The 14,308-nt window shown below is 73.0% G+C and carries 17 protein-coding genes; 6 read left to right on the top strand and 11 right to left on the bottom strand.

Features of this window, described 5'->3' with window-relative positions:
- Positions 1-7: 7 nt before the first annotated feature.
- Entirely contained in the window at positions 8-475 is a 468-nt protein-coding gene (locus tag ACZ7D7_RS12335) for a carboxymuconolactone decarboxylase family protein (protein ID WP_470824014.1), read from the bottom strand.
- A gap of 47 nt (positions 476-522) precedes the next feature.
- Here ACZ7D7_RS12335 and pdxR point away from each other — a divergent pair, with 47 nt between their 5' ends.
- Positions 523-2,019, top strand: a complete 1,497-nt coding sequence (pdxR, locus tag ACZ7D7_RS12330; RefSeq protein ID WP_470824013.1) for a MocR-like pyridoxine biosynthesis transcription factor PdxR — start codon at positions 523-525, stop codon at positions 2,017-2,019.
- Positions 2,020-2,149: 130 nt separating this feature from the next.
- On the opposite strand, the gene ACZ7D7_RS12325 is transcribed toward pdxR, so the two are convergent.
- A complete protein-coding gene (locus ACZ7D7_RS12325) occupies positions 2,150-2,425 on the bottom strand; it encodes a DUF397 domain-containing protein (protein ID WP_470824012.1) in 276 nt (91 codons plus the stop codon).
- Positions 2,426-3,286, bottom strand: a complete 861-nt coding sequence (locus tag ACZ7D7_RS12320) for a helix-turn-helix domain-containing protein (protein WP_470824011.1) — start codon at positions 3,284-3,286, stop codon at positions 2,426-2,428.
- 236 nt (positions 3,287-3,522) lie between these two features.
- On the opposite strand from ACZ7D7_RS12320, the gene ACZ7D7_RS12315 reads away from it, so the two are divergent.
- Both ACZ7D7_RS12315 and ACZ7D7_RS12310 read left to right on the top strand, forming a co-directional pair.
- A complete protein-coding gene (locus tag ACZ7D7_RS12315; RefSeq protein ID WP_470824010.1) occupies positions 3,523-4,146 on the top strand; it encodes an ATP-binding protein in 624 nt (207 codons plus the stop codon).
- Positions 4,137-4,577, top strand: coding sequence for a hypothetical protein (locus tag ACZ7D7_RS12310; RefSeq protein WP_470824009.1), 441 nt, complete (start codon positions 4,137-4,139; stop codon positions 4,575-4,577). Before ACZ7D7_RS12315 ends, ACZ7D7_RS12310 begins: the two co-directional genes overlap by 10 nt.
- A gap of 123 nt (positions 4,578-4,700) precedes the next feature.
- Here ACZ7D7_RS12310 and ACZ7D7_RS12305 read toward each other — a convergent pair whose 3' ends face one another.
- The 5 genes from ACZ7D7_RS12305 to ACZ7D7_RS12285 all read right to left on the bottom strand — a co-directional run bounded on the left by ACZ7D7_RS12305 (position 4,701) and on the right by ACZ7D7_RS12285 (position 10,213).
- A complete protein-coding gene (locus ACZ7D7_RS12305; RefSeq protein WP_470824008.1) occupies positions 4,701-4,880 on the bottom strand; it encodes a hypothetical protein in 180 nt (59 codons plus the stop codon).
- Between the two features lie 155 nt (positions 4,881-5,035).
- Positions 5,036-5,725 carry a DUF899 domain-containing protein gene (locus ACZ7D7_RS12300; protein ID WP_470824007.1) on the bottom strand — a complete coding sequence of 230 codons (690 nt, stop codon included), beginning with the start codon at positions 5,723-5,725 and terminating at the stop codon, positions 5,036-5,038.
- Between the two features lie 126 nt (positions 5,726-5,851).
- On the bottom strand, positions 5,852-7,216 hold the full coding sequence (locus ACZ7D7_RS12295; protein ID WP_470824006.1) for an amidohydrolase: 1,365 nt from the start codon (positions 7,214-7,216) through the stop codon (positions 5,852-5,854).
- Between the two features lie 36 nt (positions 7,217-7,252).
- Positions 7,253-9,247 carry an FUSC family protein gene (locus ACZ7D7_RS12290; RefSeq protein ID WP_470824004.1) on the bottom strand — a complete coding sequence of 665 codons (1,995 nt, stop codon included), beginning with the start codon at positions 9,245-9,247 and terminating at the stop codon, positions 7,253-7,255.
- Positions 9,248-9,412: 165 nt separating this feature from the next.
- Positions 9,413-10,213, bottom strand: a complete 801-nt coding sequence (locus ACZ7D7_RS12285) for a nucleotidyltransferase domain-containing protein (protein WP_470824003.1) — start codon at positions 10,211-10,213, stop codon at positions 9,413-9,415.
- A 308-nt stretch (positions 10,214-10,521) separates the two neighbouring features.
- Here ACZ7D7_RS12285 and ACZ7D7_RS12280 point away from each other — a divergent pair, with 308 nt between their 5' ends.
- Together ACZ7D7_RS12280 and ACZ7D7_RS12275 are read left to right on the top strand one after the other, a co-directional pair.
- Positions 10,522-10,935 carry a RidA family protein gene (locus tag ACZ7D7_RS12280; protein ID WP_470824002.1) on the top strand — a complete coding sequence of 138 codons (414 nt, stop codon included), beginning with the start codon at positions 10,522-10,524 and terminating at the stop codon, positions 10,933-10,935.
- 77 nt (positions 10,936-11,012) lie between these two features.
- Complete coding sequence (locus ACZ7D7_RS12275) at positions 11,013-11,492, top strand: GNAT family N-acetyltransferase (protein ID WP_470824001.1); 480 nt, start codon at positions 11,013-11,015, stop codon at positions 11,490-11,492.
- Positions 11,493-11,521: 29 nt separating this feature from the next.
- On the opposite strand, the gene ACZ7D7_RS12270 is transcribed toward ACZ7D7_RS12275, so the two are convergent.
- A complete protein-coding gene (locus tag ACZ7D7_RS12270) occupies positions 11,522-12,325 on the bottom strand; it encodes a uracil-DNA glycosylase (RefSeq protein ID WP_470824000.1) in 804 nt (267 codons plus the stop codon).
- Positions 12,326-12,409: 84 nt separating this feature from the next.
- Here ACZ7D7_RS12270 and ACZ7D7_RS12265 point away from each other — a divergent pair, with 84 nt between their 5' ends.
- Complete coding sequence (locus tag ACZ7D7_RS12265; RefSeq protein WP_470823998.1) at positions 12,410-13,006, top strand: RNA-binding S4 domain-containing protein; 597 nt, start codon at positions 12,410-12,412, stop codon at positions 13,004-13,006.
- Positions 13,007-13,023: 17 nt separating this feature from the next.
- Here ACZ7D7_RS12265 and ACZ7D7_RS12260 read toward each other — a convergent pair whose 3' ends face one another.
- On the bottom strand, positions 13,024-13,455 hold the full coding sequence (locus ACZ7D7_RS12260) for a DoxX family protein (RefSeq protein WP_470823997.1): 432 nt from the start codon (positions 13,453-13,455) through the stop codon (positions 13,024-13,026).
- A gap of 94 nt (positions 13,456-13,549) precedes the next feature.
- Entirely contained in the window at positions 13,550-14,245 is a 696-nt protein-coding gene (locus tag ACZ7D7_RS12255; protein ID WP_470823996.1) for a class I SAM-dependent methyltransferase, read from the bottom strand.
- Positions 14,246-14,308 lie beyond the last annotated feature (63 nt).

Here is a 14,308-nt window from a genome sequence, read left to right as displayed (position 1 = left end):
AGGGTGTCTACCGCTCGTCCGTGCCGGCGACCTTCCAGGTCGCGAGGGCCACGCGGTTCCAGGTGTTGATCGTGCAGATCAGGGCGATGACCTGGGCGAGTTCCCGCTCGTCGAAGTGGGCCGCGGCCTGTGCGTAGACGTCCTGCGGGACGCCGGCGTCGGCGACCAGGGTGACGGCCTCCGTCAGGGCGAGGGCGGCCTGCTCCTTCTCCGTGAAGAAGTGCCGGGCCTCGCGCCACACGGCGACCATGTGCAGCCGGTCCTCGCTCTCGCCCGCCTTGCGGGCGTCGTTGGTGTGCATGTGGAGGCAGTACGCGCAGTGGTTGAGGTGCGAGGCGCGGATCTGGATCAGCTCGACGAGCGCGGGGTCGAGGCCTTCGCGGGCGGCGGCGTCGAAGCCGATGAGGGCGCGGAAGGCCTTGGGGGCGGACTGGGCGAAGTTCAGGCGCGGCTCGGTGGCCGTGTTCGTCGTCATGTCCTTCAACCTACGAACCGGAAAGACCGGCTGTAGGGTTCATTTTGATGCCGGATTCATGGGTCAATTCCTCGCGCGAGCCGTCCCCCGGGCCGAGCCGCCCGGCCGGCTCGTGGGTCGACGCCGCCGAGCGGATCGGCGCCGATCTGCATCTGGAGCTGTCCGGACCGGGAGGCCGCCGGGCCGCGCTGATCCGTGCCCTGCGGGAGGCCGTGCACAGCGGCCGGCTCGCCCCCGGCACGCGGCTGCCGCCGTACCGCTCGCTCGCCGCGGACCTGGGCGTGGCGCGCAACACGGTGGCGGACGCGTATGCGGAGCTCGTCGCGGAGGGCTGGCTGACCGCCCGCCAGGGCTCGGGCACGCGGGTCGCCGAGCGGACGGAACCGCTGAGCCCACGCGCGCGCGTGCCGAAGAAGTCGCCGCCACGCGTGCGTGGCACGCGCCACGACCTGCGGCAGGGCACCCCGGACGCGTCGGCGTTCCCGCGCACCGCCTGGCTGGCGTCCTACCGGAGAGCGCTTCAGCGGGCGCCGGACGAGGTGTTCGGTCCGGGCGACCCCGCCGGGCGCCCCGAACTCAGGGAGGCGCTCGCGGAGTATCTGGCACGCGCGCGTGGTGTGCGGACGGAGCCGGGCCGCATCGTGATCTGCTCCGGTTTCGCGCACGCCGTGCGGCTGTTGTTCGGGGACGGTGGTGGCGGGGTTCTGGACGGTCCGCTGGCGGTGGAGGCGTACGGCCTGCCCTTCCACCGGGAACTGCTCGCGGCGGCGGGCGTACGGACCGTACCGCTGCCGCTGGACGACGACGGGGCGCGGGTGGACCGGCTGGGGCGGGAGCGGGCGGTGCTGCTGACGCCGGCGCACCAGTTCCCGACCGGCGGGCCGCTGCACCCGGAGCGCCGGTCCGCCGTCGTCGACTGGGCACCCGCGCGTGACGGTCTGGTCCTGGAGGACGACTACGACGGGGAGTTCCGATACGACCGCAAACCCGTCGGCGCCGTCCAGGGCCTCGATCCCGAGCGGGTGATCCACATCGGCTCGGTCAGCAAGAGCCTGTCCCCCGCGCTGCGGCTGGGCTGGATGGTGCTGCCGGAGCGGTACGTCGACGGGGTGCTGGCCGCCAAGGGTGACCGGGAGGCTTGGGCGAGCGTTCTCGACCAGTTGAGCCTCGCGGACTTCCTGGCCTCCGGGTCGTACGACCGTCATGTGCGGCGCATGCGGCAGCGGTACCGGAGCCGCCGGGACCGTCTCCTCGCGGCCCTTGCCGCGCACGCCCCGCACATCGGGGTGACCGGGGTGGCGGCGGGGCTGCACGCGGTACTGCGGCTGCCGCCGGGCACCGAGCGGTCCGCCGTCAAGGCCGCGGCGTGGCACGGCATCGCGCTGGACGGGCTCGCCGCCTTCCGGCATCCGGCGACGGACATGGAACCGCGCGAGGGGCTGGTGGTGGGGTACGCGACGCCCTCGGAGGCGGCGTACGGACCGGCGCTCGAGGCGCTGTGCCGGGTGCTTCCGCCGGGGCCGTCGGAGGCGTCACGACGATGAGACGACGACGCCACCCGCCGACCGGCGGATGGCGTCGAGAAACAGCTATTAATGATCAGCTCAGGACATCTTCAGAAAAACAGCGCTCGGAAAAGCTCAGGACGCTAAGGATCATCAGAAAAAGGGGCGGTCAGGACAGCAGGAAGTCGGCCTCACCCGCCTTGGCGCCCTCGATGAAGGCCGTCATCTCGTCGGAGGTGTAGATCAGCGCGGGTCCGTCCGGGTCGGTGGACTGGCGGACGGCGATCCGGCCGTCGGCGAGCTTCATCGCCTCCAGACAGTTGCCCCCGTTGCCGCCGCTCCACGGCTTGTGCCAGCCCTCGCTGCCCAGCTCCCGCGCGGGCATGCCGTTGTAGATCCGCTCGGCGCGGACCCGCGGCTGAGGCTGGGGCTTGATGCGGTTCATTCACAGCTCCTTGCGGAGATCCCGCAGGATCTCCTTCGTGCGATGTGCCGTAGCGGCCAGTGCCGCCATGCGGTCCATGACCTCGAGGTGGGTCGCCACCTCGGCACGCGCGTCCAGGTAGACGGCGCCGGTCAGGTACTCGCTGTAGACCATGTCCGGAAGCTCGGGCATGGCGAATCGGAACAGCACGAACGGCCCGTAGGTGCCGGGATGCGGCCCGCTGTCGAAGGGCGCGACCTGCAGCGTCACGTTGGGCAGGTCCGCGCCCTCGAGCAGTCGGTCGATCTGGGCGCGCATCACCTCCGGACCACCGACCTGGCGGCGCAGCGCCGTCTCGTCCATCACGACCCAGACCCTGGGCGCGTCCTTACGGGTGAGCAGTTCCTGCCGTTGCATGCGCAGGGCGACGTGCCGCTCGATGTCCTCGGGCCGGGTCTGGCCGATGGCGCCGGACCGCAGCACACCACGCGCGTAGTCCTCGGTCTGGAGCAGGCCGGGGACGAAGTGGGGCTCGTAGCTGCGGATCAGGCTGGCGGCGCCCTCCAGGCTGACGTACATCGAGAACCAGCCGGGCAGGATGTCGTGGAAGCGCTGCCACCAGCCGGGCCGGTTGGCGTCCTCGGCGAGCTGGACGAAGGCGTCGGCCTCGTCCTCCGGGACCCCGTAGGCCTTCAGCAGCAGCTGGAGGTACGGGATCTTGAGGGCGACCTCGGCCATCTCCATGCGGCGGACCGTGGCGGGTGCGACACGCAGGATGGCGGCGGCCTCCTCGCGCTTCATCCCGGCGCGTTCCCGCAGGTCCAGCAGGCGCCGGCCGAGGACGACCTGTCCGACCGTCGGCGCGGACCGCGGTTCGCTCACGCTCCACCTCCACAGCAGCATCCACAGAAGAATCCACAGCGGATCCCATAAAAGAATCCCGACAGCCCGGCGGCGCCATTCGAAGACCTGTTCGAAGACCGGGGCGGTCTCGGTTGATCTCAATTGGCGCCGCTCGACGTGCTGTTGCGAGCAGTGTGCCACGACGCCTCACCGCGTCATACAGCACTCTGCAATTTTCAGAGTGACACTTGCCAAGTGTTCAGGACGGGGCGATAGTGGCAAGCGTGATTCCGTCCGCGCCCTTAGGAACAGACGCCGTCGCAGGCCCGACCAGCCTCGACGCCGTCACGGGAGTCACCCCTCACGGGGCGGCTGCCCAGCGCCGGTTCCGCTTCGAGCTGGCCGCACATCCGGGCTCTCCCGCGCAGGCCAGACGCCTGACACGCGCACGACTGAACGGCTGGTCGGTGTGCGAGGACACGTGCGACACCGCGGCCCTCGTGGTGTCCGAGCTGGTCACCAACGCGATCGTGCACACCGCGAGCACGCACATAGTGTGCGAGCTCCACGACGGTGACGACCTGGTCCGCATAGCCGTGCGGGACGAGGGTTGCGCGCCGGGCCAGCCGCACGCGGCGTCCCGGCAGCGCCCCGAGGAGGAGCACGGCAGAGGACTGCTGCTCGTCGACGCCATGTGCCACGCGTGGGGTGCACACGAGCACGGCCCCGGCCTGCTGGTCTGGGCGGAACTGCCGCGCAAGGCGGAGACACCGCGCGACCCGTCCGAACCGCGCAACGACCTGGGCTGGGGCGCCCGCCCCAAGCCGGGGTCGCCCGGCGGCTCGGGCGAGGGGGACGAAACGGAAGCGCACACGGGATCGGGGGCCGAATGGGTGTGAGGGCTGCGGTCGGCGGCCGGGCGATGTGCCTGGACACGCTGGTCGGCCTGCAGCGCGGGCTGCGTCCGCCGGGTCCGCCCCGGCGACTGGCCGTGCCCGACGGCATGACCGCCCCGCTGGGCTGCGACGCGGTGGCGGTACCCGCCCGCTACGGCCCGCTGGTCATGCCCCGGCTGCCCCGCGTCGGGTGCGTCTACGCCGATGAGACGCACTGGTGGTGGATCGTTCCGTCCGACTCCGACTACGCCCTGGAGTGGCCGGCGCCCGCGCGCTACGCCACCGGTGCGGTCGTCCCCGACACGCCGAGCGCGCCGGGCCTGATCCACCGGCCGGACGGAACGGTTCCCTACACGCCGCCCATACCCCTCTACCTGGCGCTGTGCCGACTGACGGGCACGACGCCGACGTGGTCCCGACCGGTCAGCGCCTGAGAATCCCGACGACGCCTCCCCCGCGTCCGTGAGCCTTGCGGGCGTCAGCAGGGCCGGCGCCTGTCCGCCGTCCTGAACCGGACGCGCAGGGGGATCCGTGCACGACCGGCGCTCCTTCAGGGTTCACGCCGCGGCGCCGGCGGTGTCGCCGGGCACGACCACCAGGAACATGTCCGTCGCGAGGTCCATGACGACCTCCGCCGGCAGGCCCTCCAGACGTCGCGCCTGCGCGAACTCCTCCGCCGGCCACGAGCCGCGCGGCCCGCCGGCGGGAAAGCGTTCGAGCACCGTTCGCCCGTTCACCCTGCACCTCCATGTAGCGCTGTACTGGTGTAGTTAAACGCCATGGAGGCCAAAAACGCCTCGTGAAGTGACGGTACTGAGACATAGTTGACACTCGTTCACTGCCGCAAGTGAGCACAATCCCAGCATTTCGCCACAGGCGGTTACGCAGCGCTTCAGTCCTCGTACTCGTCGTGGTAACGAATGCGCGCACTTCCCGCAGGGGCCCCGAGAGTCGACGCGCGCCCCTTGGGCTCCTCCCACTCCTCCTGGCGCCCCAGTGCCGTCAGGTCGAGCAGGCTGGTGGTCGAGCCGAGCCCGTCGAGACCCCGCTCATAGGTCGAGTAGGTGTGGAAGACCCGGTCGCGGTCGCGCAGGAAGCAACTGAGACCGGGCCGCTCGACGAGCTCCCCGTCGTGCTCCAGCGTCACGTCGAAGTCCCGGTTGAAGTCGCAGAGGTACGAGGAGTACCAGGGCACCGTCCAGCCCATCCGCGCCTTGAACGGCAGGATCCGGGTGTACGGCGCCCGGGACACGGCCGCGAACGACGTGCCACGCGCCTTGAGATGGGCGAGATGCCCGATTTGATCGAGGAAGGCCGAGCAACTGCGGCAGCCGGCCTCCCACTCGGGCGCGAACATGAAGTGGTAGACGACCAGCTGGTCGCGGCCCTCGAAGAGGTCGAGGAGCGAGGCCTTGCCGTCGCCGCCCTCGAAGACGTACTCCCTGTCCACCTCGACCATGGGCAGTCTGCGCCGCTCTGCGTTGAGCGCGTCCCTCGCGCGCGTGGCCTCCTTCTCCTTGACGAGCAGGTCCTCGCGTGCGGCGCGCCACTTCTCGCGCGAGACGATCTCCGGCAGCGACATGGGGCCCCTCCTGTACAGCGGTCCGATCCCTGTGGTGACCGCGGCACGGCGCAGAACTCATCGCTCGGCGCGGAAATTTTTTTCCCGCGCACCGACGGAGGGCTGTGAGCTGGGGTTTCGGGCCGCTCAGGTGTCGTACTGCTGGATGCGCCGACCGTGCCCGCGGTCCACGAGCGCGGGCAGCCGCTCCTCCAACTCGGCCGCCACCGCGGCCACATCGACCGTCAGCAGCTCGCGGTCGCGCATGAGGACGCGTCCGTCGACGATCGTCGTGCGCACGTCGGCGGAGCGAGCGCTGTGCACCAGGGTGGCGGCGAGGTCGTGGACGGGCCGGGTGTGCGGTCCGGTGAGGTCCACGAGCACGATGTCGGCGCGGCGGCCCGGCGCGATGCTGCCGACGGTGTCGCCGAGGCCGACGGCACGGGCGCTCTGCAGCGTGGCGTGGTGCAGGGCCTGCCGGGAGGTGAGCCAGCGCGGGTCGCCCTCGGTGGACTTCTGGATCAGCGAGGTGAGCGCCATCGACTCCCACACGTCCAGGTTGTTGTTGGAGGCTGCGCCGTCGGTGGCCAGCCCGACGGGGACGCCGATGTCGCGCAGGGCCCGCACCGGCGTGGTGGTGGGCCAGGCGAACTTGAGGTAGCCGCGGGGCGCGCTGGCGACGGCGGTCAGCCCGTCGGCCCCGGCCAGCAGCGGCAGGTCGTGTTCGAGGATGCCGGTGCCGTGCGCGATGAGGACGTCGGTGTCGAGGACGCCGGTGTGGGCGAGGACCTCGATGGGGGTGCGGCCGTGCCGGGTGAGGCTGACGTCGGTCTGGTCGCGGTTCTCGGCGGCGTGCAGGTGGACGGGCAGGCCGTGGGCGCGGGCGAGTTCGGCGGTGGCGGCGAGGTCGGCGTCGGTGACGGTGTAGGGGGCGTGCGGGGCGAGCGCCGTCGTGATGCGCCCGCCGGCGGCGCCGCGCCGCCGCAGCGCGAAGTCGAGCGACTTCTCCCGCCCTTCGGGCCCCTGGGAGGAGAAGTACGCCTCGCCCAGCAGGGCGCGCATGCCGCACTCGGCGACCGCGTCGGCGACGGCGTCCATGGCGAAGTAGTGGTCCGCGAAGCAGGTGACGCCGCCGCGGATCATCTCGGCGCAGGCCAGTCGCGCGCCCAGCCCGACGAGTTCGGGAGTGAGGTTGGACTCGACGGGCCACACGACGTCGTTGAACCACTCCTCGGTCGGCAGGTCCTCCGCGAGGCCGCGCAGCGCGACCATCGGCGCGTGCGTGTGGCAGTTGACGAGCCCCGGCATCGCGACCTGCCCGCGTGCGTCGATGTGCTCGGCGGCGGACAGGCCGTGGGTGTCGGCGGCGCTCGCCACGGCTGCCACGACGCCGTCGCGTACGAGGATCGCGGCGTCCTCCGCGAACCCGACGCGCTCCTCGTCGTCATGGACGAGGACGGTGCAGCCGGTGATGAGGAGGTCGACGGTGACTTCCGCGGTCGCAGGGCTCATTCCGCCACGGTACGACGCCGGGGCGGAGCCGTGGGGCTATCCGGCGAGGGACGGGCCGGGCAGGCGCACGCCGGTTTCCCGGCGCTGGTCGGCGAGTTCGTCCAGCAGCTCGGTGAGGCGTGCGGTGTGCCGGGGCGTGAGCCGGCCGGTGTCGTCCAGGTGCACCGCGCAGGCCGTTACGGTGTCGACCAGCCGCTCGAGCGTGGCCGCGATCTCGTCGGCACCGGCGGTGTGCCGGGCCAGGGCGGGCAGTTCGGCCGACGCGAGGGCGATGGCGGCGCGGGCCTCGGCGAGCGCGCGGTAGGCCTCACGCCGCAGGGTCCAGCGCGCGGCACGCCGGTCGTCCATGCCGGGGACATGCTCGCCGATCGGCTCGCGGCCCGCGCCCGACAGAGGTGCTCCGGGCCGCTCGCTGCCCGCGCCGGGCAGAGGCCCCCCGGCCCGCTCGTCGTCTTCGCCCAGTACGTGGCTGAGGTACGCGTGCGCCGCGCCGTCCGCCGTTGCGAGCCGGGCGCGGACGCCGCCGGCGCGCTGCCCCGGCATCGGGAGGTGGCCGACGACCAGGACGATGACGCAGGCCAGCAGGGTCTCGCCGATGCGGCTGAGGGAGGCCTGCGGTTCGCCGCCGGCCATCACGAGGGCGAGGACGAGGACGGTCACGACGGCGGTCTGGGCGGCGAAGTGCCGGGTCGCGACGGGGATGAGCGCGCCGCAGGCGGCGACGAGCACCACGAGCCCTTCGGGCCGGGGCAGCACCGCGGCGAACCCGGCGAAGGCGAGGGCACCCAGCACGGTCCCGGCGGCCCGGCACAGCACGCGCGAGGCGAGCGGCCCGAGGTCGGGCTTGACGAGGAAGACGGCGGTGGCGGGCAGCCAGTACCAGTGGGTGTGCTGCCCGTACCACTGGGCGTGGTGCAGGAGTTGGGCCGCGGCGACGGCGGCGCCGAAGCAGAGGGCGACGCGCAGTCCGTACTCGCGCCCGGCCGCGCCGACGACCGTGCGGAACAGGGCGCGGGCAGTGCGGCGCCGGGTGTGCAGGTCGCCGCCGCCTGCCCGGTCGAAGGCCTCGGCGGCGTGCAACAGGGCGTCGTCGAGGGCGCGAAGCGCGGGCGCGGTGCGCGTGGGGGCGGGCAGCGGCCCGGTGTGGGTGCCGCCCCGTACGGCGGCGGCGAGACGCCGGGGACCTTCGGAGGCCCGGGCGGCGACCCTCTGCCCGGCCCAGGCGAGGGCGGTCGCGGCCTCGGCCAGCGGGAGGGCGGCGGCGTACTGCGCGTGCAGCCTGCGTTCGGCGGCACCGGAGGCGTACCGCCGCAGCCGGGGTCCGGCGAGGGCGTCCTGCGCCTGGTCGAGGGCTCTGGTGAGGGCGGCGCGGCGCGCGGTGGCGTGCTGGGTGCCCGCGGCGTCGAGCAGCGCGGCGATCGCGTCGTAGACCCCGGCTACGGCGTGCCGTTCCCCGTCGAAGCGGAAGTCGCCGGTGCGGAGGTCGCTCGCGCGGAAGTCGCCGGTCAGGGCGCCGGGCGTGGGCAGCGCGAGCCGCAGGAGCAGCAGCCATCCGGCGCCGGCGACGAAGGCGAGGGCGCGCTGCCAGGCGGGGTCGGGCAGCGGCATCCCGGCGCCGACGGCGGTGGCGACGAGCAGGTGGGTACCGGCTGCGGACGCGACGGGTCCGACGGCGCTGACGCTGCCGGCCGCGAACCCGAGCACGGTCATCCCGAGGGTGAGCGTCACGGCCCCGAGATGGTCCCCCGCCCAGGTCCCGACGACGAGGCCGACGGCGCCGGCGAGCGCGGGCAGGCCGAGCCGTTGGACGGAGGCGCGGCGGCTGCCGGGCCGGTCGTTGATGCCGGCGAGCATGGCGCCGATGGCGGCGACGACACCGAGGGAGGCCCGCCCGGCGAGGACGGCGGCGAGCAGCAGCGGCCCGGCGGCCAGCGCCCCTCGCGTCACCGCGCTCCAGGGCACGGGCCCCCGCTGGGCACGCAGGGCGTGGGCGAGCCAGGGCGGCAGGGCAGGGGTGGCGCGGCGGGACACGGGGCTCCAGTCGTCTCGTCGAGGGCGGGGTGAGCCTTCGGGCGACGGTGGCCGGGCTGTGGGGTGTGCTGTCCAGGGTAGGCCGCGATTTTGGAGGGGAGGCAACGGCGGTGTTTCCGCGAGATGACGCCGGTCCGGTCCCTCGGAGCCGCCGCGAAGGCGGGCTCACTGGAGCGAAGCCACTCCGCCTCCGCTGTACGCCGCCGCCATGGCCGCCGTGAGGAGTTCCTCGACCTGGGTGACGACCTCCGTCAGGGCCGCGGGGTCGGGCCGCAGGCCGCTCAGCAGGGCGTCGACGCCGCGCAGTCCCGCACGCTCGACGAGCCGCTTCTCGTTGGTGACCCACTCGCCGCGTGCCGCCATCACCCCGTGTGCCGTCTGGGTCGTGGCGAGGGCGATCGCACCGGCGACCTGGGTGGCGGCGCCCTTGGGCGCGTGGCCGGCCTTGGCGTAGGCGAGGGTGGCGGCGGCCGTGTCGTGCCAGCGGCCGGGGGCGGTCTCCCGGAGCGCGGCCGGATAGCGCCCGGGCTGTTTCAGGCTGCCCCGCAGGACCTTGTTGATCGCCAGTTCGGCGACGAGGAGGTACGTCGGGATGCCCGCGAGGTGGAACATCAGCGGCTCCACACGGAAGCGGCCCTCCTCCGCCTCCGCCCACTCGTGCTCCACGACGTCGAGGTCGCGGTAGTGCACGTCCACCCGCCGCCCCTCGACGGTGAGCCACGCGCCGCCGTTGAAGACACCGCCGCCCCAGCCGCCGATCTCGGAAACCTCGCCGGGCCAGCCGACGGCCCGCAGACCGGCGGGGTCGAACGCGCCGCGGTAGTAGATCGCCAGGTCCCAGTCACTGTCGGGGCGCGCGGAACCCTGCGCACGGGAGCCGCCCAGCGTCACGGCCCGTACCCCGGTCAGCGCGGCAAGCCGATCGGCCACGGTGTCGAGAAAGGCCTCGTCGGTACGGGAGAACACGGCGGCGGCTCCTACCGGTCGGGGGGAGGGTCATGTCGGGCGGCTTCGCGGGCATCGGAAGGCGTCGGGGGCGTCAGCGGCGCCCAGGGCAAGGAGGACTGGGACGCCGGGTGTCGCCGGGTGTCGCCGGGTGTCGCCGGGTGTCGCCGGGTGTCGCCGGGTGTCGCCGGGTGTCGCCGGAAGGGTACGCCCCGCGTCCCCACGCACGCACGGCGATATCCAGGTGCGCCGCGGCCTCGAACCCTGCATCATCGGCGAGTTCCCTCCCCCTCCGCCCGCCAGCCCGTCCGTTCACCCCCGGAGCCCGCATGATCCGCCGCGTCACCGCACCCGGCCTCTTCCCGCCGCCCACCTACGCGCACGCCTCCGTCGTCGAGGCGGGCACCAGACTCGCCTTCCTCGCCGGGGCCGTGCCCCTCGACACCGACGGGAACCTCGTCGGCGAAGGTGACCCGGTGCGGCAGGCCGAGCGGGTGATCGCCAACCTCGTGGAGCAACTCGGCGCGGTCGGCAGCGACTTGACGCACGTCCTGGCGACCGACGTGTACGTCGTGAGCAGCGAGCCCGCGACGCTGTCCGCCGTCTGGAACGTCGTCACGGCCTCCGGCCTCAGCACCGGACCACACTCTTCGACCCTGCTCGGCGTCGCCTGCCTCGGCTATCCGGGCCAACTCGTGGAGATCACGGCGACCGCCGTCGTACCCGAGGAGCACCGCTCGTGAACCACGAAGGGGCCGGCATAACGGCCCGTCGGACCACGGGAACCGACGGCACCGCAACCGTAGTCATCCGGCGGGCCGTGGCCTCCGATGCCCATGCGGCGGCCGATGTCTGGCTGCGGTCGTTCGCCGCCGCGCTGCCAACCGTCGTGCGACCCCGGTCCGACGACGAGGTGCGGTGGTACTTCCGGGAGGTACTCGTGCCGCAGGCGGAGACATGGGTGGCCGAGGCGCCAGGCGGTGACCTGGTGGGCGTCATGGTCCTCGCCGACGGTGAACTCGCACAGCTCTACCTCGCCCCGGACTGGCGGGGCCGCGGCCTCGGCGACCGCTTCGTCACGCTGGCCAAGGAGCGCTCCCCGGCCGGACTGAGCCTGTGGACCTTCCAGGCCAACAAGGCCGCCCACCGGTTCTACGAACGCCACGGCTTCGAGGCCACCGAACGCACGGACGGCAGCGGCAACGAGGAGCGCGAACCCGACGTGCGGTACGTATGGCGACCGACAGGCGGGCGGGCGACGCCCCTGGCCGATGCGACCGCCGGCCTCGAACAGCCCTGACCCTCGGCGGCCGGCCCGGGCCGATCGCCTCACTCCTCCGGGACCTTCCCCGGCCCAGGTGCCAGCCCGGCCGCCCGCGCCGCCGTGCGCAGTACGTCCCGCAGCATCTCGGGCGTGAGCCGCCCGGTGAACGTGTTGCGCTGACTGACGTGAAAGCAGCCGAACAGATCCAGCACCCGGCCACCGCCCCCGGACTCGTAGTGGCTGTCGTACGTCCTGGACCCGTCGTGGCTGTCGTACGCCGCGGGGGTGTCGGACGCCGTCAGGGCCACCCGAGCGCCGTGGCCGAACACGGGCCGCGGTCTCGGCACCGCCCAGCCCGCCTCCGCGAACGCCGGGAGCGCCGCCTGCCAGCCGAAGGCGCCGAGTACGACGACGGCCCGCAGCGTCGGCCGCAGCAGCCCCAGCTCCTGGACCAGCCAGGGCCTGCACGTGTCGCGCTCACCCGGGGTCGGCTTGTTGGCGGGCGGCGCGCAGTGCACGGGCGACGTGACCCGCACCCCGTACAGCTCCAGCCCGTCCCCGGCCGCGACCGACGTGGGCTGCGACGCGAGGCCCACGTCGTACAGCGCCCGGTACAGCACGTCCCCGGAGCGGTCCCCCGTGAACATGCGCCCGGTCCGGTTGCCGCCGTGCGCCGCCGGGGCGAGGCCGACGATCAGTAGCCGCGCGTCCGGCGGCCCGAAGCCCGGCACGGGCCGGCCCCAGTACGTCTCGTCGGCGAAGGCGGCCCGCTTGACCCGGGCCACCTCCTCCCGCCAGGCGACCAGCCTCGGGCAGGCCCGGCAGTCCGAGATCCGCCGGTCGAGGATGTCGAGACCGCTGGTGTCCATGTCCCAACGGTAGGCCGCCGAAGGGCGACGAACGCCGCCGAAATTCCGGCGTCCCTTCCCGGCCCCGGTATTAAGGTCGGGGGCATGGTTGCCAAGGATGCGGACCACGACACGGCGGACGTGACGGCCGAGACCCCACCGGGCGGCACGGACGGCGCTCACAGCGCTGCCGACACAGCCACAGCCGGTCCCGGGGACGACTCCCCCACCGCACAGGACGCCCTCGACCCGAAGGTCGCCGCCGCCCTCGCCGCGGCCGCCGGTCCCAAGAGCGGTGAGACCGTCCGCATCGACAGCTGGATCTGGTCCGTTCGCCTGGTCAAGACCCGCTCCGCCGGCGCCACCGCCTGCCGGGGCGGACACGTCCGTGTGAACGGCGAGCGCGTGAAGCCCGCCTACTCCGTGCGCGTCGGCGACGAGGTGCGGCTGAGGCACGAGGGCCGTGAGCGGGTCGTCGTCGTCAAGCGGCTGATCCGCAAGCGGGTCGGCGCTCCCGTCGCCGTCCAGTGCTACGTCGACAACTCGCCGCCGCCCCCGCCCCGCGAAGCCGTCGCCCCCGCCGGAATCCGCGACCGCGGCGCCGGCCGGCCGACGAAGCGGGACCGCCGTGAGCTGGAGCGCCTGCGCGCCCTGAAGGGCTTGAGCAACAACCCGGGCGGCCGGCCCGGGGGCGGGCGGTGAGGCTGACGCCTACGACGTCACCGTGACGGCCTGAGTATTCGCCACAGATCCGCGTTGTGTCCGCGTCGGGCCCACGCGATGAGGGCGAGCGGCAGGAGAAGGATGACCGGGGTCGCGGCGTACTCCCCGTCGAAGACAGTGACCTGGACGACGAACGCGCCCACCATCAGCGCGCTCAGCGCCATGGCCGCGACCGACTGCAGCACAGGCGTCAACAAGGCGATTGCACCGGCGAGTTCGAGTGCGCCGATGGTGTACATGCCCGCGCCGCCCCAACCCAGCTCGTCGAACGTCTCGGCGGCCGACGAATGCCCGATGAGCTTGGGGAAGGCGCTCGCGATGCCGAAGAAGAGCGCGAGCGCCACTTGAAGGGCCCGCAGGGCGATGCGGGTACGCCGGCCCCGGACGCTCGCGGGCTCGGCGACGGCGGACGCGGTGTTTCCGGACATGGATCCTCCTGCGTGAAGCGGTCGTGTGTGTCACAGGGGAAGACCCTCACTCCCCCGACAACTCATCGCTCACCGGCGAACTTTCAACCAGGCGCTACACGGCCACCGGTATCGCTCTGACCCACGTCCGATCGTCCGTCAGGTAGCGGTCCACCCGGAGGCCCGCTTCCCCCAGTGCCTCCTCGAACTGCTCTCTCGTCAGGGGCCGGGACAGGAACCGGTGTGTCCAGACCGCGTCCGGGAACTCGTACTCCACGTGGACGGAGTTGACCCCGTCGCCCACCGGTTCCGCCGAGACGACGCGGACCGTGAACCCGGCCGGGTCGATCCGCTCGCGCGGCACCCGCTTGTGGTAGTCCTCGCCCTCCCGCTGGATCAACACGCAGCCGTCCTCCGCGACATGTCTGGCACACGCGCGCAGCAGTCCTCGCCGCACCTCCGTGTCCCCTGCGTGCACCAGGAAGGACGCGAGCATGACGACGTCGAAGGTCTCGCCCAGGTCGAGCTCCTCGATCGGGCCGCATATCGTGCGCGCACCGCGAACGCGCTCCAGCATTTCGGCGGACTCGTCGACCGCCGTGACCGTGAATCCACGCTCCAGCAGCGGATGCGTCACGCGTCCCACGCCGCAGCCCAGTTCCAGGATGTGTGCTCCTGCCGGGACCGCCGCGGCGATCACGTCCGGCTCGTCCCCCGCCGGAACCCGGGAGTAGAGCTCGACCGCGCACCCGTCCGGGGTGATCGCCCCGGGTCCCGTCCCCTCGTACCCCTCGCGCATTTTCCGTTCCATGCCCGTCCAACGGACCGCTCCCGCACAGCCGTTCCCCTCCCGGCACGGTTCACCCGACCGAGT

This window comes from Streptomyces sp. NPDC037054, from assembly GCF_055606745.1.
This window is presented reverse-complemented; position numbering and strand designations above follow the sequence as displayed.